Source organism: Methylomonas sp. PHL2-19 (assembly GCF_059331595.1).
Genome location: NZ_CP196839.1, coordinates 4,377,217 through 4,401,414 on the forward strand (window position 1 = coordinate 4,377,217; position 24,198 = coordinate 4,401,414).

Annotated in this window: 26 protein-coding genes; 6 read left to right on the forward strand and 20 right to left on the reverse strand. The window is 50.7% G+C overall.

The window, feature by feature from the left end; all coding sequences use genetic code 11:
* Nucleotides 1-10: 10 nt before the first annotated feature.
* From truD to accA, 13 genes are all read right to left on the reverse strand, one after another.
* The gene (gene truD / locus ACR02O_RS20165) at nucleotides 11-1,048 is read right to left on the reverse strand and encodes a tRNA pseudouridine(13) synthase TruD (RefSeq protein ID WP_458138140.1); all 1,038 of its coding nucleotides are present in this window, start codon (nucleotides 1,046-1,048) and stop codon (nucleotides 11-13) included.
* Nucleotides 1,049-1,254: 206 nt separating this feature from the next.
* Entirely contained in the window at nucleotides 1,255-1,542 is a 288-nt protein-coding gene (locus ACR02O_RS20170; RefSeq protein WP_101051828.1) for a hypothetical protein, read from the reverse strand.
* Nucleotides 1,543-1,683: 141 nt separating this feature from the next.
* Nucleotides 1,684-2,157 (reverse strand): 2-C-methyl-D-erythritol 2,4-cyclodiphosphate synthase, encoded by a 474-nt coding sequence (ispF, locus tag ACR02O_RS20175; protein ID WP_445366795.1) that lies wholly within the window; start codon nucleotides 2,155-2,157, stop codon nucleotides 1,684-1,686.
* Nucleotides 2,154-2,849, reverse strand: coding sequence for a 2-C-methyl-D-erythritol 4-phosphate cytidylyltransferase (gene ispD, locus ACR02O_RS20180; protein ID WP_458138141.1), 696 nt, complete (start codon nucleotides 2,847-2,849; stop codon nucleotides 2,154-2,156). The genes ispF and ispD overlap by 4 nt, the downstream gene beginning before the upstream one ends.
* A 3-nt stretch (nucleotides 2,850-2,852) precedes the next feature.
* Nucleotides 2,853-3,122, reverse strand: coding sequence for a septum formation initiator family protein (locus ACR02O_RS20185; RefSeq protein WP_101051831.1), 270 nt, complete (start codon nucleotides 3,120-3,122; stop codon nucleotides 2,853-2,855).
* 102 nt (nucleotides 3,123-3,224) lie between these two features.
* On the reverse strand, nucleotides 3,225-4,508 hold the full coding sequence (eno, locus tag ACR02O_RS20190; protein WP_458138142.1) for a phosphopyruvate hydratase: 1,284 nt from the start codon (nucleotides 4,506-4,508) through the stop codon (nucleotides 3,225-3,227).
* 9 nt (nucleotides 4,509-4,517) lie between these two features.
* Nucleotides 4,518-5,351 carry a 3-deoxy-8-phosphooctulonate synthase gene (gene kdsA, locus ACR02O_RS20195; RefSeq protein ID WP_205453532.1) on the reverse strand — a complete coding sequence of 278 codons (834 nt, stop codon included), beginning with the start codon at nucleotides 5,349-5,351 and terminating at the stop codon, nucleotides 4,518-4,520.
* Between the two features lie 12 nt (nucleotides 5,352-5,363).
* A complete protein-coding gene (pyrG, locus tag ACR02O_RS20200) occupies nucleotides 5,364-7,001 on the reverse strand; it encodes a CTP synthase (RefSeq protein ID WP_494522293.1) in 1,638 nt (545 codons plus the stop codon).
* 128 nt (nucleotides 7,002-7,129) lie between these two features.
* Nucleotides 7,130-8,602: a diguanylate cyclase domain-containing protein gene (locus ACR02O_RS20205; protein WP_494522294.1), complete on the reverse strand. Its 1,473-nt coding sequence runs from the start codon at nucleotides 8,600-8,602 to the stop codon at nucleotides 7,130-7,132.
* A 13-nt stretch (nucleotides 8,603-8,615) separates the two neighbouring features.
* A complete protein-coding gene (locus ACR02O_RS20210) occupies nucleotides 8,616-8,813 on the reverse strand; it encodes a hypothetical protein (RefSeq protein ID WP_033158828.1) in 198 nt (65 codons plus the stop codon).
* 2 nt (nucleotides 8,814-8,815) lie between these two features.
* The gene (locus ACR02O_RS20215) at nucleotides 8,816-9,010 is read right to left on the reverse strand and encodes a hypothetical protein (protein ID WP_101051834.1); all 195 of its coding nucleotides are present in this window, start codon (nucleotides 9,008-9,010) and stop codon (nucleotides 8,816-8,818) included.
* Nucleotides 9,011-9,041: 31 nt separating this feature from the next.
* A complete protein-coding gene (tilS, locus tag ACR02O_RS20220) occupies nucleotides 9,042-10,370 on the reverse strand; it encodes a tRNA lysidine(34) synthetase TilS (RefSeq protein WP_494522295.1) in 1,329 nt (442 codons plus the stop codon).
* Nucleotides 10,371-10,436: 66 nt separating this feature from the next.
* On the reverse strand, nucleotides 10,437-11,411 hold the full coding sequence (gene accA, locus ACR02O_RS20225; RefSeq protein WP_033158825.1) for an acetyl-CoA carboxylase carboxyl transferase subunit alpha: 975 nt from the start codon (nucleotides 11,409-11,411) through the stop codon (nucleotides 10,437-10,439).
* 88 nt (nucleotides 11,412-11,499) lie between these two features.
* Between accA and ACR02O_RS20230 the strand changes: the two genes are divergently transcribed.
* A complete protein-coding gene (locus ACR02O_RS20230) occupies nucleotides 11,500-12,810 on the forward strand; it encodes a replication-associated recombination protein A (protein ID WP_494522296.1) in 1,311 nt (436 codons plus the stop codon).
* Nucleotides 12,811-13,041: 231 nt separating this feature from the next.
* Here ACR02O_RS20230 and ACR02O_RS20235 read toward each other — a convergent pair whose 3' ends face one another.
* On the reverse strand, nucleotides 13,042-13,203 hold the full coding sequence (locus tag ACR02O_RS20235; RefSeq protein WP_165385922.1) for a hypothetical protein: 162 nt from the start codon (nucleotides 13,201-13,203) through the stop codon (nucleotides 13,042-13,044).
* Between the two features lie 375 nt (nucleotides 13,204-13,578).
* On the opposite strand from ACR02O_RS20235, the gene ACR02O_RS20240 reads away from it, so the two are divergent.
* Complete coding sequence (locus ACR02O_RS20240) at nucleotides 13,579-14,226, forward strand: DUF2959 domain-containing protein (RefSeq protein WP_494522297.1); 648 nt, start codon at nucleotides 13,579-13,581, stop codon at nucleotides 14,224-14,226.
* An 89-nt stretch (nucleotides 14,227-14,315) separates the two neighbouring features.
* On the opposite strand, the gene ACR02O_RS20245 is transcribed toward ACR02O_RS20240, so the two are convergent.
* The 4 genes from ACR02O_RS20245 to ACR02O_RS20260 form a co-directional block, all read right to left on the reverse strand.
* Nucleotides 14,316-15,023 (reverse strand): dinitrogenase iron-molybdenum cofactor biosynthesis protein, encoded by a 708-nt coding sequence (locus tag ACR02O_RS20245; protein WP_033157020.1) that lies wholly within the window; start codon nucleotides 15,021-15,023, stop codon nucleotides 14,316-14,318.
* A gap of 10 nt (nucleotides 15,024-15,033) precedes the next feature.
* Nucleotides 15,034-15,342: a rhodanese-like domain-containing protein gene (locus ACR02O_RS20250; RefSeq protein ID WP_033157021.1), complete on the reverse strand. Its 309-nt coding sequence runs from the start codon at nucleotides 15,340-15,342 to the stop codon at nucleotides 15,034-15,036.
* Between the two features lie 35 nt (nucleotides 15,343-15,377).
* The gene (locus ACR02O_RS20255; RefSeq protein ID WP_171696337.1) at nucleotides 15,378-15,953 is read right to left on the reverse strand and encodes a hypothetical protein; all 576 of its coding nucleotides are present in this window, start codon (nucleotides 15,951-15,953) and stop codon (nucleotides 15,378-15,380) included.
* A 254-nt stretch (nucleotides 15,954-16,207) separates the two neighbouring features.
* Nucleotides 16,208-17,047, reverse strand: a complete 840-nt coding sequence (locus ACR02O_RS20260; RefSeq protein ID WP_171696338.1) for a TOBE domain-containing protein — start codon at nucleotides 17,045-17,047, stop codon at nucleotides 16,208-16,210.
* Between the two features lie 218 nt (nucleotides 17,048-17,265).
* Here ACR02O_RS20260 and ACR02O_RS20265 point away from each other — a divergent pair, with 218 nt between their 5' ends.
* The 4 genes from ACR02O_RS20265 to ACR02O_RS20280 are packed head-to-tail and all read left to right on the forward strand — an operon-like array spanning nucleotide 17,266 to nucleotide 21,282.
* Nucleotides 17,266-18,762: an alginate export family protein gene (locus tag ACR02O_RS20265; RefSeq protein WP_494522298.1), complete on the forward strand. Its 1,497-nt coding sequence runs from the start codon at nucleotides 17,266-17,268 to the stop codon at nucleotides 18,760-18,762.
* A gap of 26 nt (nucleotides 18,763-18,788) precedes the next feature.
* Nucleotides 18,789-19,559 (forward strand): molybdate ABC transporter substrate-binding protein, encoded by a 771-nt coding sequence (modA, locus tag ACR02O_RS20270; protein WP_319961226.1) that lies wholly within the window; start codon nucleotides 18,789-18,791, stop codon nucleotides 19,557-19,559.
* 57 nt (nucleotides 19,560-19,616) lie between these two features.
* Nucleotides 19,617-20,045, forward strand: coding sequence for a TOBE domain-containing protein (locus tag ACR02O_RS20275; protein ID WP_033157025.1), 429 nt, complete (start codon nucleotides 19,617-19,619; stop codon nucleotides 20,043-20,045).
* Nucleotides 20,046-20,100: 55 nt separating this feature from the next.
* Nucleotides 20,101-21,282 (forward strand): molybdenum ABC transporter ATP-binding protein, encoded by a 1,182-nt coding sequence (locus tag ACR02O_RS20280; protein ID WP_494522299.1) that lies wholly within the window; start codon nucleotides 20,101-20,103, stop codon nucleotides 21,280-21,282.
* A 10-nt stretch (nucleotides 21,283-21,292) separates the two neighbouring features.
* Here the strand turns inward: ACR02O_RS20280 and ACR02O_RS20285 are convergent, their stop codons facing one another.
* Both ACR02O_RS20285 and ACR02O_RS20290 read right to left on the reverse strand, forming a co-directional pair.
* A complete protein-coding gene (locus tag ACR02O_RS20285; RefSeq protein ID WP_494522300.1) occupies nucleotides 21,293-22,060 on the reverse strand; it encodes an HAD family hydrolase in 768 nt (255 codons plus the stop codon).
* A 270-nt stretch (nucleotides 22,061-22,330) separates the two neighbouring features.
* Nucleotides 22,331-24,118 (reverse strand): S8 family serine peptidase, encoded by a 1,788-nt coding sequence (locus ACR02O_RS20290; protein WP_445366808.1) that lies wholly within the window; start codon nucleotides 24,116-24,118, stop codon nucleotides 22,331-22,333.
* Nucleotides 24,119-24,198 lie beyond the last annotated feature (80 nt).

The window sequence follows — 24,198 nt, forward strand, 5'->3', positions numbered from 1 at the left end:
CAAAGCAAATTCAATCACCGGCACTAGGTGCATCACCGATAATTTCCCGTAACAAGGCGGTGGCATAGCTACCGGCGGGCAAATTGAAGCTCAACTTGAGTTGATTGTCCAACCACTGCCACTCCATATCTTGCGGCAATGAGCGCAAGGCCCGACGATCTGCTTCCAGATCAAACGCAAGCAATCTGTCGGCTACGGATGCATTAGCGGCAATCACGGCACTTTCTATCGCACCGGCCTCAGCCGTAGCCGTCTTACAGCCACGACCCCACATGATCCCGGTGGGATGAATATCACCCTGTTCGACGCGAGCCGACAGACTGGCGTCGTTGGTATCGCCGGTAAAACAGCTATTACTACCGTCTAGCTTGAATACATCGCCACTTATCGCACGCTGCCAATTGGCTTGCTCGACGCGCCGGGCCAAGATCAAATTGAACAAATACGAACGCGCCGCTGATAAATATAGGGAACGCTGTTCCCGCTTGACCTTGGCACCAGCAAACATGGCCAGCGCGCGCTGGATATTTTGGCCATGATGCCCGAAACGCTGCGGGCCGAAGTAATTCGGATAACCCTGGGCTTTGACGTGTTGCAACTGCTTTTCGGCAAGTTCTTGATCGCCTGTCCAATTGCGGATCAGCAAGGTAAAGCGGTTGCCGGCCAATACGCCGCGCTTCAGTTTCCGGGCATGCCGGACCGTTTGCAAAACCTGCAACCGGTCGGTTTCGATAGCTGACCAATCCGGATCAGCCTTACCCGGCAACCACACGCTGAACCACTGACGGGTGCGACCGTGTCTATCCTTCAGACCAGCGTAGCTGACATCGTGCTGTCTGACACCGGCATGGCGAGCCAACTGCCGTGCCACATATTCGGTGTTTTCGCCGATTTTTTGGATATGCAGGAATATATGCTCGCCACTGCCTTCGGGCTCAAACGATAGAATTTCTTCGACGACGAAATCCTCAGGCTCGGTTTTGATGGCGCCGGTACCGGACGGGCCACCGTAGGCGTAAGGCCATTCGGGTAAACTAAATTCTGTCATGGGAGATTTGGTCAAGTTGTTGCAATACGAGTGCATGGATGCGGGAGGTATAGCGCCACAGGAGCTGTTGCCGAGACGGCACCCGACATATCAGGGTTGTTACCAATAAATTATCCGGAAACGCTACGCGCCCCCTGGCCGACCTAACCAAAATTTTCGTTGCCCTGCTTCAGCGTATCGCGCAACAAACCAAAATGTTCAGAAAATTAGCTTGGTTGAAAAAGTATAAAAAAAACACCTAACACAACAAAGAAGATTCCAACCTTAAAGGTAAGGTAGTGCGAGTGATAATACTCTTCCTCCGTAGTTGGCGGACGTGAGTCATTTTGCGCGTCTAAATACCCTTTAACTCCCCTTTTTTGCCTGCCGCTTAGCCAAGGAATCATCCCGGAGCTAATAAGGATAGTGATACCAAAAAGCACAATTCCGAAGCCGTCGCCATAGTGCTCGAAGCCATAAGCAATAAATTCGCTTATGGCGTCATTTCTACTCATAGTCGACTCCTTAATTTACAGAGCATCAACACCAAAAATCTGAGGGGACGCACCGCATACCGAACGAAGGCCGTAACGAAGACACTAGCCAGAAGGTGCGCGGTGAGTGCCTTCTGGCTAGATCAGCCACTAATAAGGTTTTTATTTCTCAATCAACACCACCACCTGCACCGCAATACCTTCCTTGCGCCCCTCGAAACCCAGTTTCTCGGTGGTAGTGGCTTTGACGTTGATGAAATCGACATCGACAGCCAAGTCGGCAGCGATGTTGGCGCGCATGGCCGGCACGTGCGGCAGCATTTTCGGTGCCTGGGCGATGATGGTCACATCGGCGTTGACTAATTTGTAGCCTTTTTCCTGAACGATTTTATAGACGTGGCGTAGCAATACGCGGCTGTCAGCGCCCTTGAATTCGGGGTCGGTGTCTGGAAAATGCTTGCCGATGTCGCCTAAAGCCGCCGCGCCGAGAATGGCGTCAGCTAGTGCATGCAGCACCACGTCGCCGTCGGAATGGGCTTCCAGGCCTTTTTCGTAGGGAATTTTTACGCCACCCAAAATGATGTGGTCGCCGTCGTTGAAACGGTGGACGTCGTAGCCTTGGCCGACTCGGATCATGCTTGTTGCTCCATATAAAATTGCGCCAGCGCCAGATCTTCCGGCCGGGTGATTTTGATGTTATCGGGACGGCCTTCGACAATTTTCGGCAGGAACCCCAACAATTCCAGCGCACTGGCTTCGTCGGTAATGGCCGGATTGCCTTCGGTTTGCTGCAAGGCGTCGCGCAACATGCCGTATTTGAACATTTGTGGGGTCAACGCCCGCCAGACATGTTTGCGATCTATCGTTGCAGTAATCGTGTCGCCGTCGACGTGCTTCAGCGTGTCGTGTGAAGACAGCGCCAGTATGCCGCCGACCGCATCGTCTTTTAGCGTGTCGATTTGCAGATGAATATCGGAGGCAGTCAGACAAGGCCGGGCGGCGTCATGCACCAACACCCAGTCGTCTTCGGCGGCCTGGCCTTGCAAAGACTTCAGCGCCGATAGTACCGAGTCGGCCCGCTCTTTCCCGCCAGGTGCGGTAATCACCTGCGGATGTTTAGACACATCCAACTCCGGCCAATACGGATCTTCAATGGATATTGCTACAGCCACGGCTTGAAAAGCGCCGGACTGCAATAATCGGTCTAAGGTATGTTCAATGACGGTTTTGCCGGCCAGCGGCAGATATTGTTTAGGGCGGTCGGCTTGCATGCGTTTGCCGACGCCGGCTGCCGGGACAACTGCCCAGCATTTAGGAGTTTGATTCATGCTCTACTCAAGCACTTGAAAGAAGGTTTCGTTTTCCTTGATCATGCCCAGCTCGTAGCGGGCGCGTTCTTCGATGGTTTCCAAGCCACGGCGCAAATCCAGTACCTCGGCATATAAGGAGTCGTTGCGTTCCTTTTTTTCCTGGGCTTCCTTGGTCAAGGTTTCCAGGCGTTCCCGATAATCGCTAATCTGCGAGACGCTGGCATCACCTAGCCACAACCGATACTGGAAGTGAACGATTAACAGGATGATGATGGCGATCAGGGTTTTAATGGCTACTCTCGATCTGTAAGATGGGTTGCGTCTAGAAGAACGCAACCCAACAATAAAGCAATTCGTTGGGTTACGGCTGCGCCTAACCCAACCTACGCTTCTTTATTTCAGCATTTTGAACGCGCTACGGCCGGCGTATTTAGCCTTTTCGCCCAACTCGTCTTCGATTTTCATCAAGCGGTTGTATTTGGCAACACGGTCGGAACGGCTCAATGAACCGGTTTTGATTTGGCCGGTGCCGGTCGCCACAACCAAGTCGGCAATGGTGGTGTCTTCGGTTTCACCTGAACGGTGAGAAACCACGGCGCTATAACCCGCAGCAGCAGCCATATCGATGGCCGCCAGGGTTTCGGTCAAGGTACCAATTTGGTTGACTTTGATCAGAATGGAGTTGGCGATGCCTTTCTCGATACCTTCTTTCAGGATGGCAGGGTTGGTCACGAACAAATCGTCGCCGACCAATTGAATTTTGCCGCCCAATTTTTCAGTTTCATATTTCCAGCCGTCCCAGTCGTTTTCATCCAAACCGTCTTCGATCGAAATGATGGGGTATTTATCTACCCAGGCAGCCAGGAAGTCGACCATTTCCGTGGAGTTAAAGCTGCGATTTTCCGCAGACAACACATATTTGCCGTATTCGAAGTACTCGGAAGCCGCTGCATCCATACCCAAGTAGATGTCTTCACCCGCTTTATAGCCGGCTTTTTCGATCGCTTCCAGGATGACTTCGATAGCTTCTTCGTTAGAAGACAGGTTAGGCGCGAAACCGCCTTCATCGCCCACGGTGGTAGCCAAGCCGCGGCTTTTTAGTACCTTGGCCAGGTTATGAAATACTTCAGCGCCGTAACGGATCGCTTCGCGGAAAGTGGGGGCGCCAACAGGCAGAATCATGAACTCTTGCAAATCCACGCTGTTATCGGCGTGGGAGCCGCCGTTGATGATGTTCATCATCGGTACAGGCAGAATGAATTCGCCGGATTTGTTCAGGAATTTGTACAAGGGTACGCCGGCTTCTTGCGCAGCAGCACGGGCAGCAGCCATAGAAACGCCCAAAATGGCGTTAGCACCAATGCGGCTTTTGCTAGGAGTGCCGTCCAAGGCAATCATTTTTTCGTCCAATGCGGCTTGGTTGTTGGCATCCATACCCACCACAGCTTCACGGATTTCGGTGTTGACGAAGTTAACCGCTTTCAACACACCTTTGCCCAAATAACGGGCTTTATCACCGTCGCGCAACTCAATCGCTTCGCGTTCGCCGGTGGAGGCGCCGGATGGCACCATCGCAGTACCGACGATGCCGGATGCCAAATACACTTCCGCTTCTACAGTTGGGTTACCGCGTGAATCCAGAACTTCTCTTGCCTTTACGTCTACTATTCTTGCCATTATTTTGCCCTATAGTGTGGTTTCAATCAGGCTGGTGGATTTAACAGCCCGGTCTATCGTTACTAACATTTCCAATAATTCTTTCATGCGGTGCAAGGGCCAGGAATTGGGACCGTCGCTCAACGCTTCTTCGGGTTTGGGATGCGATTCCATGAACAGCCCGGCGATACCCACAGCGACTGCGGCGCGCGCCAACACGGGCACGTGCTCTCGCTGACCACCGGAGACATTGCCCTGCCCGCCCGGTAACTGCACGGAATGGGTGGCATCGAATACCACCGGGCAACCGGTGTCGCGCATTACGGCCAGCGAACGCATGTCCGAAACCAAATTATTATAGCCAAACGACACGCCGCGCTCGCAAACCATGATTTGCTGATTGCCGGTGGCTTTGGCTTTGGCGGCGACATTGGCCATATCCCAAGGCGCTAAAAACTGGCCTTTTTTGATATTCACCGGCTTGCCCAAAGCCGCGACGCTTTGAATGAAATTGGTCTGGCGGCACAGGAATGCCGGGGTTTGCAATACATCCACCACCGCCGCCACTTCCGCCAGTGGCGTGTCTTCATGCACGTCGGTCAATACTGGCACGCTTAATTGTTGCTTCACTTTTTCCAGGATCTGCAAACCTTTTTCCAGGCCCGGACCGCGAAAACTGCCCAATGAAGAACGGTTGGCTTTGTCGAACGAGGATTTGTAGATAAACGGAATAGCCAACTCGTCGGCTATTTCTTTCAATTTACCGGCGGTATCCATGGTCATTTGTTCGCTTTCGATCACACAAGTACCGGCGATCAGGAAAAACGGCTTATCCAGGCCAACTTCGAAATTACATAATTGCATGTTTAACCTTGTTTATGCCCCTAAAGGGTATTTCTTGTGTTTGGCGGCCGCTTCGACGAAGCCGGAGAACAACGGATGACCGTTACGCGGTGTCGAGGTGAATTCAGGATGGAATTGGCAGGCCAAAAACCAGGGATGATCGGGCAGCTCAATAATTTCTACCAAGCGGCCATCCAGCGACTTACCGGAAAAACGCATGCCTGCGGCTTCCAATTGCTTCAAATACTGATTGTTAAATTCGTAACGGTGACGATGGCGCTCGGTAATCACATCTTTTTGGTACAACTCGAATGCCAATGAATCGGATTTTAAGCGGCATTTCTGCGCGCCCAAGCGCATGGTGCCACCGATGTCGGAGTCTTCGTCGCGCACGTTTAACTGCCCGGCTTCATCCATCCATTCGGTAATCAAGCCGATGATGGGGTGCGGGCTATTCGGCAAAAACTCGGTGCTATGCGCGCCTTCCAAACCGACCACATCGCGAGCAAACTCGATAACCGCGGACTGCATGCCCAAGCAAATACCCAGATATGGAATCTTATTTTCGCGGGCGAAGCGTACCGTAGAAATCTTACCTTCTACGCCGCGCTCACCAAAGCCGCCTGGCACCAGAATCGCATCGACATTTTTCAGCTTTGCGGTGCCTTCGGCTTCGATGGTTTCGGAATCGATATAAGTGATTTGCACCTTGTGACGGGTGTGGATCCCAGCGTGAATCAAAGCCTCATTCAAGGATTTGTAGGCATCGGTGTGATCGACATATTTACCGACAATGGCAATATTGACTTCATCGGTGGGGTGAGTCAGGCCATCGACCACTTTCTCCCAAGCCGACAAATCAGCCGGCGGCACGTCGAGGCGCAGTTGCGCTACCACGATGTCGTCCAATCCTTGTTCGCGTAGTAACAGTGGAATGCGGTAGATGGTATCGGCGTCAATCGCGGAAATAACCGCTTTCTCGTTGACATTCGTGAACAAGGCGATTTTTTTACGCTCACTGGCCGGAATCGGCTGCTCGGAACGGCAAATCAAAATGTCCGGCTGAATACCGATGGTGCGCAGCTCTTTTACGGAATGCTGCGTCGGTTTGGTTTTAATCTCGCCGGCAGACTTAATGTAAGGCACCAAAGTCAGGTGGATAAATACCGCCCGGTCCCGACCCAATTCCACGCCCATTTGCCGGATGGATTCCAGAAACGGCAAGGATTCGATGTCGCCGACGGTGCCGCCGACCTCAATCAGAGCCACATCTGTACCTTCCGCACTGGCGTAGACACGGCGTTTGATTTCGTCGGTGATATGCGGAATAACCTGTACGGTCGCGCCAAGATACTCGCCTTTACGCTCGTTACGCAGCACTTGCTCGTAAACCTGGCCGGTAGTGAAGTTGTTTTTCTTGGCCATCGTGGTTTTTAAAAACCGCTCGTAATGGCCTAAATCCAGATCGGTTTCCGCGCCATCCTCGGTAACAAACACCTCGCCGTGTTGAAACGGGCTCATGGTGCCGGGATCGACGTTGATATAAGGATCGAGTTTGGTGAGAGTAACTTTCAGGCCGCGATCTTCCAAGATGGCTGCCAACGATGAAGCGGCTATCCCTTTTCCCAAGGATGAAACCACTCCGCCGGTGATGAATATGAATTTTGTCATGAACGTTTGGCGCCCTGTTAAGCAATAGCAAGGGGGTCGAAAAGCGGCAAATTCTAACAGTTTTATGGTGCAATTGCCTTTTTAATTGCCAAAGCAAGCTGAGCAGGGATCTCGATTATTGAAAAACATCAACGAGATTCGGCAGTAAACGCCAACTGATTTTTGCCGCGTTGCTTTGCCAGATACATCGCATCGTCAGCACATTTAATCAACAATTCGGCTTCGAAATGATCGGTGGGATACATGGCAATGCCGATACTGGCACCAATTTTGACAGTCTTTCCATGAATTAAAAATGCTTGATTGATCGCTTTCAACACATTTAGCGCCACTTGCTTGGCCGCCAGCACCGAGTGCAGCGACGTTAGCACGAATACGAACTCATCGCCGCCCAAACGCGCGACGGTATCGACTTCACGGCAACATTGTTCAAAACGTCTAGCCACCGCTTGCAGTAACTCGTCGCCGGCATCATGCCCCATTTCATCGTTGACATCCTTGAAACCGTCCAAATCCAAAAACAGTACTGCCAAAAATGTCGAATCGCGCTTGGCGCGCAGCAAGTCTTGCCGCAAGCGCTCGATCAACAAACCACGATTCGGCAAACCGGTGAGTTGATCATGAAACGCCAAATGCATTAATTGTTTTTCCTTGCGCTCCTGCTCGCTGACATCGGTAATCGTGCACAAACTAATCTGATCGTTAAACTCGAACAGGGTTTGAGTGTTGATTTTGGCGACAAAGGTGGAATTGTCGCGCCGCAGCCCCAGCATTCGAGCATTGTCCGCAATAATCAATTCTTTTAAAGGCTTGCCGATCAAGACCTGATCGCCATATCCGAACAACTGATTGGCGGCCTTATTGACGGAAAGCACACTTTCGTCTCGGCCATACAAAACGATACCGGTCTCGATGGAATCGATAATATTGCGTAAGGCCTGCACATTACCCTGCGATTGCTTGATTTGCGCCAGCAAGCGTTTGCAGACCAGAGCAAAATTCAACAGCGCCAGTAATAACAGACTAGCTTGCAAGGTACGCAAGTAGAACACTTCCTTGGTAGCGTTCTGCTGCAATGCTGTAGTAAGTTCATTCATCAAACCCAGCAATTGCGAGTTATGCATCAACAATGTATTTAATGCCGGCCGCAAAACCTCGACATCAACCCCTGCACCACCTTGTTCAACCGGCAATAAACGTTTGTGGATCAAAGTCCAAAGCTGGGACGCCGAGACCGTAATCATTTGCGTATTGGGGGCTTCGGTGGCAGCCAGATAAACCGGTTTGCCATCACCGCTACTGGTCATGCTGCCTTGCAAAAATCCGTTTAAGGTTTTATCGAACAAATCGACGGCATCGGAAAATTCGCTAAAAGCGTTGTGCTTTTCCGCGTCGGTTTGCGCGACATGCAACATCAGCAGGGATTTGGTCATGCGCTGCGACAACATGCGCTGGCGGCCGGACAAATTAATAGCCAACGCACTCTTTTCCAGCTTTGCAGAAATCCAAAAATTAAGCCCCAGCGCCACCGCATCAAATACGATGAATAACACCACCGGAATGAAAATCGCCGGAAGCTTGCCGCGGGTCTTTTCGGTCATGTCAGGCGGCCGCTTATAAGCCCTGATCTACGCCACTTTGTAACTTGGGCCACGTACTGAATGCAAACACCCAAATCATGATGACGTTGAGTATCGGCACCAACAAAACCAGGACCCAGCGCCCATCGAATCCGGCTTTTTCCAAAATCCGATAGCCCAACCACAGGCAAAACAGCATGAATACCGGTAACAACACAAAAAATAGTTCCATGGCTAGCGCTCCTGTTTTGTGTTCGGCCACTCTTGGAAGGCCAATTGCAAAAACACGATCAATAATCCAAATACCGGCAAAAACACTAGCGCCGCCCACGCTGGGTTTAGCCCGGCTTTTTTATAGATCAGGATCGCCGGAATCGCGATCATCATGCCCACGATCATGGCCTGGAGTATCTCGGGAAACATCAACATGACACCTCCTAACAGTTTTCGTTGCCTATCATTACACGCTTTCGGATGCGCGCCAATCCAATTGGTAACAAGCGTCCGCCGCGCTGAGCCAAGCCCATTCCGCTACCCATAAGCCTGCTACCGCAGCCAAGCGACCATTTAAATAAATCAAAGGCCGAATTTCTCTTTCCCAAGGCGGAACCCCAGCCTCTTGATAAAGCTTTTTTAGACAATGATGTCCGGCTCGACCAGGTATTTTAAGGGTTTCGCCACCCCGCCTGGGCTCCACTGTCACTATCGCATTATTCCACAAGTTTTTAGATAGCCCGGCCGATGCAGTGCTTCTGGTCAATACATAGCCATTGCCTAAGGTTATCCGCTCCTGCTCTTGGTTCCACGGCTTTGCCTGAGTTTCTTTTTGTAAACGTTGCAGAGGGATGCAATACAATTTTTGCCGATATTTTCGGATGGAATGGCCTTGAATATTAATTTGCGGCAACGCATCGGCACGCCCACCAATCAACTGCTCAACCAGCGTTTGCAACACCGCCTGGCTCGGCGGCTTCAAACCCATGCACCCCAACCATTGCCGTAAAAGGCAATTCAGTTGCATCGCTGTGACGGCTGATAAATCGGCGATATTAAAACTACCATCGGTCGGATCGACAACCGCCAGCAAGGCCTGCTTCGCCCAAGCCTCTATCATCTGCGCGGCATCGCCGCAGAGTTTTGCCGAACGCGCAACCGTTTTATCCAGCACCGGCCAACGCTGTTTCAATACAGGCAGAACTTCGTTACGCAGATAGTTGCGGTCAAAATCGTTGCTTTGATTGCTGGGATCTTCCACCCATTGCAAACGATGCTTTTGCGCATACCGCTGTATATCAACTTTAGCCACGTCCAATAGCGGTCGCAGCAGTTGTCCATTCCCAAAATCGCTCGCAATGGGCATGCCGGCCAAGCCGGACACGCCGGCACCTCGGAACAATTGCAACAGCAAGGTTTCCATCTGATCTTCGCGGTGCTGGGCCAGCAGGATAATATCGTCGACAGCCAATAATTCCCGTAGCGCCCGATAACGGGCCTCTCGTGCCGCCGCCTCCGGGCTTTCGCCGTTGTTGGCCCTCGCATCAACCGTTAACAATTGAAAATCTACACCTAAGCGCTCTGCTTGCCGGCGACAATGCTCACCCCATCCCGCCGACTCGGCTTGCAAGCCGTGATCGACATAAACGGCAATAATTTTGCCGGCGAGCGACGGCAAGCCAACGCATAGATCCAGCAGCACCGTCGAGTCCAAGCCGCCGCTATAGGCAACGAACACTTTCCGATACGCGGCAGGTAAGGATGCAGCGATGACCTGAGAATTGAGATCGGGCATGGTTTACTCATAAAAAAGGCCGATTTGACTCGGCCTTTTATCGAACAACTAAATTAACTGACGGCTTTATTTGACTGGCTCTTCGATGTACGAACCAAAACGCATAATGCGTTGATAGCGTCTTTCCAGCAGCAGGTCCATATTATCCGCCTGTTGCTGAAGTTCGTTCAGATGTCTGCACAACGCCTCTTGCAGATTAGCGGCAATTTTTTCGAAATTGCGATGACCGCCGCCAACGGGTTCGCGGATCACTTCATCCAGAAAACCTTGTTCGCGTACGCGGTCTGAAGTGATGCCCATCGCTTCCGCCGCCAACTGGGCCTTATCGGCACTTTTCCATAGAATAGAAGCACAACCTTCCGGCGATATAACCGCATAGGTGCTGTATTCCAGCATCAATAATCTATCACCCACGCCGATGGCCAACGCGCCACCTGAACCACCTTCTCCGATTACTGTACAAATAATCGGGGTGCGCAATTTGGACATTTCAAACAGATTCCGGGCAATCGCCTCGCTTTGGCCACGTTCTTCGGCACCTATACCCGGATAGGCGCCTGGGGTATCTATTAAACAGATGATGGGCAGTTTGAAGCGTTCGGCCAGCTTCATCACCCGCAGCGCCTTCCGATAACCTTCCGGACGCGGCATACCGAAGTTGCGATAAATTTTTTCTTTGGTATCGCGGCCTTTTTGATGGCCAATTACTACCACCGGCTGACCTTCCAGGCGAGCCATGCCGCAGACGATGGCCGGATCGTCTGCGTAGGAGCGATCACCGTGCAGTTCGTGAAATTCGGTGAATATCAGATCGATATAATCCAGCGTATAAGGCCGGCCCGGATGTCTGGACAATTGCGAAATTTGCCAGTCCGACAAATCCGCGAAAATGCTTTCCGTCAAACTCTCGCATTTCTGCTCAAGCTGCTTCAAGGTTTCGGAAATGTCAAAATTGTTGTCGAGTTCGACCTTACGCAGCTCTTCTATTTTGGCCTGTAGTTCGGCAATCGGCTGTTCGAAATCTAAGAATTTTAAATCCATGTCAATCCGGCATTAGAATCAATAAAATGGTCGGCAATTCTAATGAAAAATGCCGCCATTGCCTATTTGTTTTACCGAGTCCCCGCAAATGAAGAATGCTACCGCCTTTGACAATACCGCCTATGCGCCGCTTGCGGCCAGAATGCGACCGACTACGCTGGACGATTTCATCGGCCAGCAGCACCTGTTGGGCAAGGGCAAATCGCTGCGCGTGGCAATTGAACAAGGCGCCCCTCACTCGCTGGTCTTTTGGGGGCCGCCCGGCGTCGGCAAAACCACTTTAGCCAAAATCATTGCCGCTAGCGCACACTGCCATTTCATCGAATTGTCGGCAGTCATGGCCGGCGTGAAAGAAATCCGGGCAGCAGTGGCCGAGGCGGAAGACGTCAAACAAAGTCGCAATCTGAATACCGTGGTATTTATCGACGAGATTCACCGTTTTTCCAAAAGCCAGCAGGATTCTTTGCTGGCCCCCATCGAAAGCGGCGCGATTATTTTATTCGGTGCCACCACCGAAAATCCTTCGTTCGAATTGAATAACGCTTTGTTGTCGCGCTTGCGGGTTTACGTGATGCGCAGTATCGAAACCGAAGATCTGCAAGCCTTGCTGCACAACGCATTGACCGACAAAGTACGCGGACTGGGTGACCGCAATTTGCTGATCGAAGACGATATATTGACGATGATCGCCAAAGCCGCCGACGGCGATGCCCGCCGCTGTCTGAACATCTTGCAAATCGCCGCCGACCTGGCTGAAAACCTCGACGGTCGGGAAACAGTGAATCGGGAAGTGCTGGACGAAGTGCTGCTGGGCCATGCGAACCGCTTCGATAAGGGCGGCGATATTTTTTATGACCAGATTTCGGCCTTACACAAATCGGTACGCGGCACCGATCCGGACGCCGCTCTTTATTGGTTTGCCAGAATGCTGGACGGTGGTTGCGATCCTTTGTATATCGCCCGCCGAGTGATTCGCATGGCATCCGAAGACATAGGTAATGCCGACCCGCGCGGCCTGGAATTAGCCATAAATGCCGCAAACGCTTACGAGCGTCTGGGTAGCCCGGAAGGCGAACTGTCGCTGGCACAAGCCATCGTTTACCTGGCCTGCGCTCCCAAAAGCAACGCAGTGTACGTCGCCTATAAAGCCGCGATGACGGACGCCCGCAATAGCGGCTCGCTGGAAGTCCCCATCCATTTGCGCAACGCGCCGACCAAATTAATGAAGGAATTGGGACACGGTGCGGAGTATCGCTATGCCCATGACGAAAAAAATGCTTATGCCGCCGGCGAAAACTACTTCCCTGAATCATTAAAAAACAGGCAGTATTATTTTCCGGTGGAGCACGGTTTGGAGATAAAAATAAAAGAGAAACTGGGATTTTTAAGGAAGTTATAAAAATTCAAACCCGCACGCAATCTACTGGCGTAGCTAAAATTGGCCAATGCGGAATAGATCATAAAAACGATGACAACTTTGATATTATCGACAGCGGCACTTTCTAACTCTTACCACTAATATCATCCAGGCAAAAAAAAACTCCCGTAGACCCATGAGACTACGGGAGTATGAACACAAGCGAATAATGAAAAATATCGCTTGCAAGTCTCTGACTATATTGAAAAACTTTCAATTCTTAACTGCTTGCACACGATTATTTAATAGAATCGTACTCCATAATGCCGCCACCCCAAACATCATTGTTGACAATATAAATTGCCCGGAAACAAAAGCGACTATACCTAAAAATGATACAGAACCGATAAATACATCTTTTTTTAATTCGTTCATTTGCGCCACCTAATATAAAAAATAATAATTAAAAATTTAATAGTTTTTAAATCATCCCAAATCTTCAATGCCCTGTTCGAAAACGTGGCTTAAGTAAAACCTAAAATCGAATCATCCGCCACCGGCAATCGATAAATTTTGAATAGCTATCGCATTATTTTACTCTCAACAATATCCATATCTACTGTAACCCTGATTAAATCTGGAGTTTGCTTATTGATGTTTATTGCGTTTTAAAACACCAAGTCGAATATGTGAATATATTCACAATCGAACGTCCACACTCAGTCTAGCTGCGTCAGAACCCGGTAAGCACCCGAAGTTGAAGTACACGAACACGGGCTTATAATGCATCCACCAACCCACGGAGCTTTTATGAAATTCAGTTCACGATTTAGTTTGTTTTTGTTGATGTTTGACTTAGCCGCCTGCTCCAGCGCCTATTACAGCGGCCTGGAGAAAATTGGCATACCCAAACGCGAAGTGATGGTGCATCGCGTGGAAAAAGCCCGGGATACTCAAGAGGAAACCAAGCAACAATTTAAGTCGGCGCTCGAACAATTCACCGTGATGACCAATTTCAAAGGCGGCGATTTGGAAGCCACCTACAACAAACTGAACGGTGAATATGAGGCCAGCGTCAAGAAAGCGGCGGAAGTGAACAAGCGCATCGCTGATATAGAGGACGTCTCCAACGCACTATTCAGCGAATGGGAAACCGAACTAACCCAATACAGCAATGTTTCACTAAGACGGAACAGCCAGCAAAAGTTGACGGCCACCAAAGCGCACTATCAACAATTGCTAGCGGCAATGCGCAAAGCCGAAACCAAAATCGAGCCGGTACTCAGCGTATTTCGCGATCAGGTGCTGTATCTGAAACACAATCTGAATGCCCAGGCCATTGCTTCGCTAAAAGGTCAGCTGGACTCGGTTAAATCGGATGTATCGGCTTTGGTAGTGGAAATGGAAAAGTCGATTAACGAGGCGGATGCGTTTATCAAAACGATGGAAAAGCAATAACGCTCCGCGATTGAATTATTACGGCCAAAGCTAAGCGGAACAAAACTTACCCTCTCCACGGAAAGGGTAAGACGCACAATTTCAGAACCTTATTCCTGATGAGCGAAACGCTTCCGCTCCTCGGCACTTTTACCGAGAGCCTTCGCCATCCAAGGCGGCGCAGCGTCAAACACTTTCTGAAACTCGGTGAGTTTCTCCACCGCATCGATCACATCGGGTTCCTTGATCGGATAAATATCGGCACGGATCACCTTGGCGGCCGCCGGCCCACCAATGGATTGCACAAACAATACGTGGCAATCCTTGATCATATTGGCCCGGAACAGATTTCTGTCGTCGGCGCTGTCGGCTTCCACTGTCGAGCGAATATCGATCAAGCGCATATCAGATCGGGACAATTGGTAGACCAAAAACCGGATGCAGGAACCAAAATGACCGTTCAATAGCTGCCCGCTATTGGAGGCAATCGCCACCCGGATCGACTCCGGAATATCACCCTCTTTATAAGGCATGATTTCCGGCAGCCCCTCATCTTCGTCTTCCTCGCCCCACAAATACCGGACCGCCAGCTTGATGTTTTCCAGACCGATGCCAATATCTTCGCCGTCTTCCTCGCCATCCAGACTTCCGATGCCGGTCTTCAAATTGGTAACGGTAATCGATTTCAGTTTCTCGTCATCCAACGGCGAGCCGACTTTTTCGTGCAACACACCGATCAACTTCGGTACATCTACACCCGGCAAAATCCGCGAAGCCAGTGCAATACGCAAAGCCAGATCTCGTGATAATTGTTCCATAGCGTCACCCTTAAAGTTTGTGCTGTTCTTTCCAGTCGGCATAGCCGCCGGCCATGCTGTAGACCTGTTGAAAACCAAAATCGCCGAACATTTCCGCCAAATGCTCGCTGGCATGGCCGTAATAGCAATAAATCAGCAAAGGTTTGGCCTTGTCGGCTTTTTTTAACAGCGAATCGCGCAATTGCTCGTGGACATGCATGGCATTGTCGATATGCCCGGCCCGATAATCCTTGAGATCGCGGCAATCCAATATCATCGGTTGCTGTTCAGCGATCAGCTTTTCGGAATCGACAGCGGAAATAGTTTTAAAATTTTTCATGGCGCATTCCCCAAAAAAGGTCCGCGGAACCCAACTTAAACCGGCCCAACGGCTAAATCTTTCTTAACCTCAATAGTTTGCGATAAAGCTGTCTCCAAACTGATAGGCTCGGCTTTGATTTTATAGCCCTTGGCTGCCTCATATGCAGTGATGACCTTGTCTTCGCCGGATTGGCCTTTCAGATCGGATTTTTCGATATAAAGCTCTTCCAGCATCAAATTCCAAACCATGCCTTCCTGATGCGGCAATAAATTGAAGACAACGCCGTCTAAAACGATTTGCGTTGGTTTGGCGATGTTTTGCACGTAAAACAGTGTGACGGTTTCAGGAGTCAAGGCATCCTTATATTTTTCAACGAATACCGGCAGATCCTCCAATTGAAAAAACAGGCCGTTGATAAACAGAATTTTGTCGCTGTCGGCTAATATCGCTGATTGATTGATCACCAGCTCCGGGGTTTTCCGGTCCCGAATATTCGTCGACCCTTCTCGCAACTCGCCTTCGACCAACACCAAGTCGCCGCGAAACGCCGAAATGCCGGCTTTGCTGGTTTTGCCAACTAAGGTTGTGATCCATAAAAGCCCTTGGCTGTCGTATTTTTCAAGTAGCATCTGCTTAAATCCCCAATGAAAGGTAATGAATGAAAAGTCGTTAACAGCATGCAAGCAAAACACTTGCCAGGACGACTAAAACCACACCAAACCCATGGTTGAGACGGTTTTTGCTTGGTTTTCTGATGGGAATCATTCGCGGAAACCGGCAGTTTGGCGGCGAAGCGACCCGACAATGTCGCAAACGCGACAATTATCGAATGATGATTATTTAAGATTTGTAGGATTTATAACGAATATCTTTATCGGCCTAGCTAACAGTCGCCGGTAGGCACCAATGCAGCCAAGATCACGGCATTACTCTTAAACACGGCTGTCGCATTGGCGCCCGGTTTGAGTGTAAGAGCCTCAGCGCTAATCTGGGTGATAGTAGCGGCAATGGTTTCGCCACTGGGTAATTGGATAATCACTTCAGAATCCACACCATCAAAATGGATGCGAATCACACGACCAGCCAGACGATTCCGCGCCGACAATCCATGAAACCCAAGATCATCATCACCCAACACCAAAATATCCGGCGCATTGACCAATAACACGGCGTCGCCGCCTACCTTCAATTGCAAATTTACACATGTTGCCAACGGCACACTGGCAACAACTTGCTCTCCCCCCTTCAGTGACACAAATACTTCGACGTTTACTGCGCCAGAATGGATCTTGGCAATCGTTCCGAACAGCTGGTTTCCGGCACTGGTTTTAATCACCTGACGTTTCAACAAAAGCATTACATCCGGATCGTCGATCAAGCTTTGATTGAGCTGCTGCAAAAGGGCGCGATGCTGATCCTCTAGGCGGGCAAATAGCTTGAGCAAGGACAAACCCGCCGCCGTTAGCTTGGTACCGCCTCCCTTGCTGCCGCCCGTCGCGGTGGCTACTAAAACCTTCGGAGCCAGATTATTTGCACGCTCTATCATCTGCCACGCACCTTTGTAGCTTAATCCAGCCTGTTTGGCGGCTTGATTGATAGATCCGCTTTGCTCTATTGCCCGTAGCAAGCTGATCATGCGCCGATCCAAAATGCCGGCTAGACGCAATTCACCTTCAAGCCAAGGGAGTTCTAGCGCCTTTGGATTTTTCTCTGGTGTAGACATTATTCAATTATTTATCTGATTTGAACAAAACGGATTGGCAACAAACACTATTTCCCACATTGAAATAAGTTATTTTTGTTTTTCGTTATTTACTTTTGTACATAACGAAAAGTAGACTGCCAACATTCCTTGGCCGTGATGAACACCATAGCAAAGTCATACAAAAGCCAGGACATTATCATAAACCCAAGGCATATAACCCGCTTAATAGGTAAACCATGGCCCTCAAAAACCGTTATCGCAAAGTCTGTTTTCTCACGGCAATGAGTGTGATCACAACGAACAGCCTCTATATTGACGTAAGTGAAGCGGCGGAAAATAAAACCTACAGCAAACCGCCCATGGCCGCATTTTCCAGTCAGATGCAGGACGCCCTGCTGGGCAACGATAAATTCGAAAAGCCGGTCTGGAATCTGCACGATGCGCTAAATCTGCCAAAATGGCTGGATGCGTCTGTAGAGCAACGCACCCGTTACGAAACGATGGACGGCAACTTCAAGGCCAACGGCCGGGGTGGTGATCAGCAAATCGCCTTGCAAACTGCGCTATGGCTACAAGCACACATCGCTAAATTCAGGATAGGTGCGGAATTTCTCGATGCCCGCGCCTTAGGCGCCGATAGTGGTTCCGGCGTGAATAACACCCACGCAGATGCAGCGGACTTTATTCAAGGTTATCTGGCCTGGGCAGATCAAAACATTTTTTACAGCGGCATCGGCGCTGAAATTGTGGCGGGGCGGCAAACACTGAACTTGGGCAGTCGCCGCTTAATTGCTCGCAATGCGATGCGCAACGACATCAACAGTTTTACCGGCGTAAAACTGCGGCTGCTTAATTACGATCAATGGCAATTTACCGGCTTTGTAACGATGCCGGTCAACCGCTACCCGACCGCTTCAGCTGATATTCTCAACGAGGTCCACGAGTTCGACGAAGAAGACACCCGCACCTGGTTTTCCGGCGGCTTTTTGGAACTGTACAACTTGGCCTGGGGCGTCAACAGCGAAGTTTATCTATATCATCTCGACGAAGGCGACAGCATCCGCAACCCCACCCGCAATCGCCGCTATTTCACACCCGGTGTGCGATTTTTCCTGAAACCCAAGAAGGCCAATTTCGACTTTCAAACCGAAACAATCGGCCAGCTAGGCACCGTCCGTTCCAGTACTGCCGCCAGCAATGGCCGCGATTTGGAGCACGCGGCCTGGTACCAACATGCCGATTTCGGCTATACCTTCGATGCCCCTTGGTCACCGCGTTTTGCGTTGGAATACGACTATGCCAGCGGTGACGAAAACCCAAACGACAATCAAGACCAACGCTTCGACACCTTGTACGGCGCACGGCGCTTCGAGTTCGGCGCGACGGGTATGTATGGCGCATTCGCCCGCAGCAATATCAGCACGCCTGGTTACAGAATCGCCGCCGCGCCGCGCAGCGATGTGCAGCTTGGACTGAGTCACCGTTTCTATTGGCTGGCATCGGCCAGAGACAGTTGGACGGCGGCCGGTTTGCAAGATAGCAGCGGCCGTAGCGGCGATTTTATCGGCCAACAATTGGAATTGACTGCGCGTTGGGATTTCAACAGCAGCCTGAATTTCGAAACCGGCTGGGCACATTTGTTCAAGGGCGAATTCGCCAAAAACGCACCGTCGGCACCGACTGTTAAAGACGACGTCGATTACGTTTACGTGCAGAGCCAATTACGGTTTTAAACGCTTTATCATTAAGGAGAAATAGCATGTCGTTTATCGCTTTAAACCGAATTATTCTGGCCCTATCGCTGGCCGCGCTAAGCGCGATAGCGCAAGCCGAAACGACTTTAGTCGCGGTGGCGGCTAACTTTACCAAGCCAATGACGGAAATCGCCGAGGCGTTTGAAAAAGCCAGCGGCCACAGTGCCAAGCTTTCCTTCGGATCGTCCGGCAAATTCGTCGCCCAATTTGAGAACGGCGCGCCGTTTGAGGTGTTTCTATCGGCTGATGACAAAAGCCCGCTGAAACTGGAGCAATCCGGTTTGGCGGTGGCTGGCACCCGCTTTACGTATGCCATCGGCAAGCTGGTACTGTGGTCCAGCAACCCTAGTTATGTGGACGAGCAAGGCCAAATTCTCAGCAAAGGTGACTTCAAACATCTGGCTCTGGCTGATCCGAAACTGGCACCTTACGGCGCAGCGGCAGTGGAAGTCCTGAAAAGCCAAGGTTTATTGGAAAAACTGCAACCCTTATTCGTGCAAGGCGAAAACATCGCCCAAACTCATCAATTTATCAGTACCGGCAACGCCGAGCTGGGCTTTGTGGCTTTATCGCAAGTGATCGAAAACGGCAAAATCGGTTCGGGCTCCGGCTGGATCGTCCCGAAAAATCTGCATACTCCCATTCTGCAAGATGCGGTGCTGCTGAAAACCGGCGCCGAAAATCCGGCAGCGCAGGCTTTGCTGGCGTTTCTAAAATCACCGTCGGCATTAGCGATCATCGAGAAATACGGCTATGCCTTACCGGCTGTCAATTAATTTTCCACGCAATACCGTTATGAGACGGACTCCCCCCACACTTCACGAGGAATTACTATGAAAACCAGCGCACGTAACCAATTTTCCGGCACCGTTAATCAAGTCATCATCGGTGCCGTCAACGCCGAGGTACATGTTGGCTTAAAAGGCGGCGAAACCATCGTCGCCTCGATCACCAAAGAATCCGTTGAAAACTTGGCCATCGAAACCGGCAAGAAAGTCATCGCGTTGGTTAAAGCGCCACAAGTGATCGTCGTCACCGATTTCGGCGGTTACCGGATTTCGGCGCGCAACCAGCTGGAAGGCACGATAACTGACGTCAAGCCCGGCGCGGTCAACACCGAAGTGGATATTGCCCTGCCCGGCGGCGACAAAATTGCGGCTACCGTTACCAACGATAGCGTGGAAACCCTGGGGCTGCGTAAAGGCCAAACGGCCACGGCAATATTCAAGGCCGGCGCGGTGATTCTTGGCGTGCAAGGCTAATAAAATGCGCGACCCGGCCACCAAGCCGGGTTGGCTTTAACCACCGGAGGTGGTCATGCTGCTGGAAATGAATGTCAAACTGCGTCGCGGTCATTTCGACCTCAGCACGCAATGTTCGGTGGGCGACATCAGCGTTGGCCTGTTCGGGCAATCCGGCGCCGGAAAAAGCACCTTACTGGGCTTGATCGCCGGCACTATCCAGCCGCAAAGCGGGCATATCGCATTGGACGGCAAGATTTTGTTCGACAGCCGCAAAGGCATCGTAATGCCGCGCGAACAACGGCCGATAGGCGCTGTATTGCAAATCGATTGCGCCGACGCCAGCGAAACCGTGCGCGACAATTTAAGCGCCGCCTATTACCGAACCCTAAAACAGCGCCGGCTATTCAAACCGGACTATCTAATCAACTTACTGGAACTGGGCGCCAACCTGGACCAGCCTATCGAACGGCTCTCGGTTGGTGAGCGCCAGCGGGTGGCGCTAGCCCGTTCCCTGCTGAAATCGCCAAAACTATTACTGTTGGACGAAACCTTCGCCGCCATCGGCCATGGTTACCGTTCGCAACTACTGCCGATTTTGAAACGCTTGCAAGACGAATTCGGCTTGCCGGCACTGTATGCCAGCCAGTCGCTGGGCGAAATCCTGGAATTGACCGACCAGCTGATCGTGCTGGAACATGGTCAGGTGCTGCGCAGCGGCTCCTTGCGCGAAGTGGCCAAACAACAAGGTATCTTGCGTTACCTTGGTATTCGCCAGATCGACAACATCTTGCCGATCAGTATTCGCAGTCACGATGCACAGGCGGGTTGCAGTATGGCGGACAGTTTCGGTCTGCCGCTGGCATTGCCGCTACGCCCGCAGTTTGCAATCGGCAGCCACAGCCAGGTATCGATACGCGCCAACGACATCGCTCTGTCTCGGGCCTACATTGATGGCATCTCCATTCAGAATCAACTGAAAGGCCGGATCTGCGCGATCATTCCCAGCGGCGAAAGCCTGATCGTGCAAGTCGATTGCGGGGGGACTTTATTGGTGGAAATTACGCCGGGCGCCTGTCAGAGCATGGCGTTGCGGGAAGGCGACGTGGTGTATTGCCTGATTAAAACTCACGCCATCGTTTATTTGACCGAGATGGACACCCTACCCTACCAACGCATTGTCAGCCACGGCGACGGCTATTATTATTTGAACAATGCCGGCGTCGACACCCACAGTGTTTTAGAATACCGCTACTGAATTCGGCGGTTTAAACGGCACCCAAACTGTCGTTGAGAAAAGTATCTAACTGTTGCAGCGCGATTGCTTGCCCCGCTGCAACGGCATGGTCTGCGGCAAGGTTATAACCCCAGAGGGCGAGAAATAATTTCACATCCGCCAACTCCGGATGTTTTTGCACCCCATCGAGTGCCGGTAGGCGATCCTCAGTGAAATAAATCGGCTGGCCCGGATGCTGAGCTTTCAATCCTTTCAGAACGTCAGGTTTGCTGAGCTTGCGGTCCATCCCGAAAATCCTTTCGTCGGCCAATTCAATGTCATTGGCTCTGAGGATTTCCTTGACGAAGCGTTCTTGCTTGGTCGTAATCACACACCACAAATGCCTCTGGCCCAAGCGCCGCAATTTTTCCGCAACCCCCGGATATAATGGATTCTTGGCTATCCAATCGGCACGATCACTGGCAATCCAATTGTCGCGAGTATCACCGAACAGCTTTTTCAAATCGTCGATGCTTAAATGGATTTCATCCAGCATCCGTTGCACTTTAGCGGCGTAGTTGGCGTAAATAGCGGCAGTGCTCTTGCCCAAATACATGAGGCGGATGATCAGAATAGCTTCGTAACCCGTCTCTATAATCGGCCGCACTTCGCGAAACTGCTCAACGATAGCCTGAGGTACTGCGTCAGGCATGTCTTTCCAAATAGTAGTGCCGGCTTTCCAGCCGGTGATCGCGGTTTCAATCGCGCTGTCGCAGACAACGCCATCAAAATCCAGCGCATAAATAATGGAATCGTTCATTTGAAAGGGAAGCTAAGGTTCACGGAAGATGGCGACTATTGTAACGGATGGCGCGGCGGATAATCTTGATTGCGTCGCAAATCCCGCCAGGAATCGTGCCACTCGCAATTATCAAAACTAGAGTCGATGCCGAGTGTGATTCAGTCGCGTAACTACCTGCGCTCGCCTTTGACTGGTCCAATTCTGGACTGTGTCGATTTTGCTGTCTGCCTGAGGTTTGAGCAAATATTGCGCCGGAAGTACGCGATACGAATCCCCTGACGGATAAGCTTATTTTGTCACCTGTATACTGACAGTGCCTGAATTACCAGATGTATCAGTTGCAATCGCTTTGATAACATGGTTGCCTGCTGAGATTTTTTTGGCGTTCCAGTTATAACTCAAACTACTGCTGGTCGTGGAAGCAACCAACTTGGTATCGATATAAATCTGCACCTTGGCAACAGCTACATTATCTTTTGCCGAAACAGAAACCGCGACCAAACCACTGACTTTAGCCCCGTTCACTGGGTTAGAAATATTAACCGTGGGTGCGATCAAATCAGCAGTGGCTGTATTGCCAGTAGTGCCGCCGGTAGCATTTTGATTCTGTACGCTAACAGCCACGACAGCAGATGAACCCGTATTGCCAGCCAAATCGATTGCGGCAGCAGTTAGGCTAACGTTGCCATTGGCTAGACTACTGGTATCCCAACTAAATTGATAAGGCGCGACACCGTCGGTTCCGACCAACTTGCCATTGGCAAAAAGCGAGACTTGGCTGACGGACACATTATCGCTAGCGGACACCGCTACAGAGGCCAACCCACTAACCACACTACCGGCACTTGGCGACATAATAGCCGCTGTCGGTGCTTGAGTGTCCACTGAAACGGTATTGATAGCTGTTTTTATTGCATTAGCCGCGTTGATTCGCCCATAGCCGTAGTTCAAGTCAAAATTAACACCGGAGACCTTATCGGCAGAACTTTTCAATATTTTCTCGACATTGTCAGGCGTAAGTTTGGGATTGGCTGCCTGAATCAGTGCGACAACACCAGCGGCAACAGGAGTGGCGAGCGAAGTACCGTACCAAGCAGCATAAGTTCCGCCTTTATTGGTCGTCGCGATGGATACGCCCGGTGCGGCAACATCAATGTATTTACCGAAATTCGAGAAGCTTGCTTTCACATCGTTGGTATCTGTAGCGGAAACAGCAATCAGATTTACATTATCTGCAAACCCAGGGTCCAAACCATCATTGCCGGCAGCCACCAATACCAAACCGCCTTTACTGCGCATGTATTGAGCAGCAGAGACTACTGCAGCACTATCGCTTGCGGCATAGCTAAGGTTAGCGACATCAGCACCATTATCCGCAGCCCAGCTCAAGCCTCGTGCAACATCACTCCAATAGGCATAACCACTGGCATCATTTGTAATTCTGATAGGCATGATTTTGGCGTTCCACGCTACGCCTGCCACACCACTGGCATTGTTGGTAACAGCAGCGGCGGCACCCGCCACGGCAGTACCATGTCCATTAATGTCAGTAGTCACCGAACCACTATCTACCGCGTTCCAGCCAGGCACTATATGTGCCGCTAAATCTGGATGTGAACCATCTACCCCACTATCAAGTATCGCAATGGTAATGCCGTCTGCTTTTGAGACATCCCATGCGTTAGGGCTCTGAATTTTAGACAAATGCCAGGCGTTGGCAAATTGTGGGTCGTTCGGAATAGCACTCAATGGCACAGCCATATCGAATTCGGCAAATTCGATATGAGGATTTTTTGACAAGGCCCGCACCACAGCTACTTCAGCATTTTCCGGGACATTGATGACATGAATAGCCGAACTACCGATCTTTTCTGCAATATTACCGCCGTTGAAATGAAGCACTTTTTCAAACTCGGTTTTTGGTAACCCTGCCTTGGGTTGAACTAAAATCTGTCCCGATTTCCACGTTTTGCCGGCTGGTAAATTCGTTGCGGTATTCGGAAAAGCTTGCCCATAAGCAAATCCGGTAGGCAAACTGAACAAACTGACAACCACAACATCCTTAACTCTTAACATTACAATCCCATTCATATAACAAAAAGGCCATTGTAAGGGGCTTAGGGCAAATACTTTATTAAGAGCACATTAAAACTTCT

Bases quoted from the DNA above. Each gene is read 5' to 3' on its own strand.
- truD (WP_458138140.1), bottom strand. From the start codon at position 1,048: ATGACAGAATTTAGTTTACCCGAATGGCCTTACGCCTACGGTGGCCCG.
- ACR02O_RS20170 (WP_101051828.1), bottom strand. From the start codon at position 1,542: ATGAGTAGAAATGACGCCATAAGCGAATTTATTGCTTATGGCTTCGAG.
- ispF (WP_445366795.1), bottom strand. From the start codon at position 2,157: ATGATCCGAGTCGGCCAAGGCTACGACGTCCACCGTTTCAACGACGGC.
- ispD (WP_458138141.1), bottom strand. From the start codon at position 2,849: ATGAATCAAACTCCTAAATGCTGGGCAGTTGTCCCGGCAGCCGGCGTC.
- eno (WP_458138142.1), bottom strand. From the start codon at position 4,508: ATGGCAAGAATAGTAGACGTAAAGGCAAGAGAAGTTCTGGATTCACGC.
- kdsA (WP_205453532.1), bottom strand. From the start codon at position 5,351: ATGCAATTATGTAATTTCGAAGTTGGCCTGGATAAGCCGTTTTTCCTG.
- pyrG (WP_494522293.1), bottom strand. From the start codon at position 7,001: ATGACAAAATTCATATTCATCACCGGCGGAGTGGTTTCATCCTTGGGA.
- ACR02O_RS20205 (WP_494522294.1), bottom strand. From the start codon at position 8,602: ATGACCGAAAAGACCCGCGGCAAGCTTCCGGCGATTTTCATTCCGGTG.
- ACR02O_RS20210 (WP_033158828.1), bottom strand. From the start codon at position 8,813: ATGGAACTATTTTTTGTGTTGTTACCGGTATTCATGCTGTTTTGCCTG.
- ACR02O_RS20215 (WP_101051834.1), bottom strand. From the start codon at position 9,010: ATGTTGATGTTTCCCGAGATACTCCAGGCCATGATCGTGGGCATGATG.
- tilS (WP_494522295.1), bottom strand. From the start codon at position 10,370: ATGCCCGATCTCAATTCTCAGGTCATCGCTGCATCCTTACCTGCCGCG.
- accA (WP_033158825.1), bottom strand. From the start codon at position 11,411: ATGGATTTAAAATTCTTAGATTTCGAACAGCCGATTGCCGAACTACAG.
- ACR02O_RS20230 (WP_494522296.1), top strand. From the start codon at position 11,500: ATGAAGAATGCTACCGCCTTTGACAATACCGCCTATGCGCCGCTTGCG.
- ACR02O_RS20235 (WP_165385922.1), bottom strand. From the start codon at position 13,203: ATGAACGAATTAAAAAAAGATGTATTTATCGGTTCTGTATCATTTTTA.
- ACR02O_RS20240 (WP_494522297.1), top strand. From the start codon at position 13,579: ATGAAATTCAGTTCACGATTTAGTTTGTTTTTGTTGATGTTTGACTTA.
- ACR02O_RS20245 (WP_033157020.1), bottom strand. From the start codon at position 15,023: ATGGAACAATTATCACGAGATCTGGCTTTGCGTATTGCACTGGCTTCG.
- ACR02O_RS20250 (WP_033157021.1), bottom strand. From the start codon at position 15,342: ATGAAAAATTTTAAAACTATTTCCGCTGTCGATTCCGAAAAGCTGATC.
- ACR02O_RS20255 (WP_171696337.1), bottom strand. From the start codon at position 15,953: ATGCTACTTGAAAAATACGACAGCCAAGGGCTTTTATGGATCACAACC.
- ACR02O_RS20260 (WP_171696338.1), bottom strand. From the start codon at position 17,047: ATGTCTACACCAGAGAAAAATCCAAAGGCGCTAGAACTCCCTTGGCTT.
- ACR02O_RS20265 (WP_494522298.1), top strand. From the start codon at position 17,266: ATGGCCCTCAAAAACCGTTATCGCAAAGTCTGTTTTCTCACGGCAATG.
- modA (WP_319961226.1), top strand. From the start codon at position 18,789: ATGTCGTTTATCGCTTTAAACCGAATTATTCTGGCCCTATCGCTGGCC.
- ACR02O_RS20275 (WP_033157025.1), top strand. From the start codon at position 19,617: ATGAAAACCAGCGCACGTAACCAATTTTCCGGCACCGTTAATCAAGTC.
- ACR02O_RS20280 (WP_494522299.1), top strand. From the start codon at position 20,101: ATGCTGCTGGAAATGAATGTCAAACTGCGTCGCGGTCATTTCGACCTC.
- ACR02O_RS20285 (WP_494522300.1), bottom strand. From the start codon at position 22,060: ATGAACGATTCCATTATTTATGCGCTGGATTTTGATGGCGTTGTCTGC.
- ACR02O_RS20290 (WP_445366808.1), bottom strand. From the start codon at position 24,118: ATGTTAAGAGTTAAGGATGTTGTGGTTGTCAGTTTGTTCAGTTTGCCT.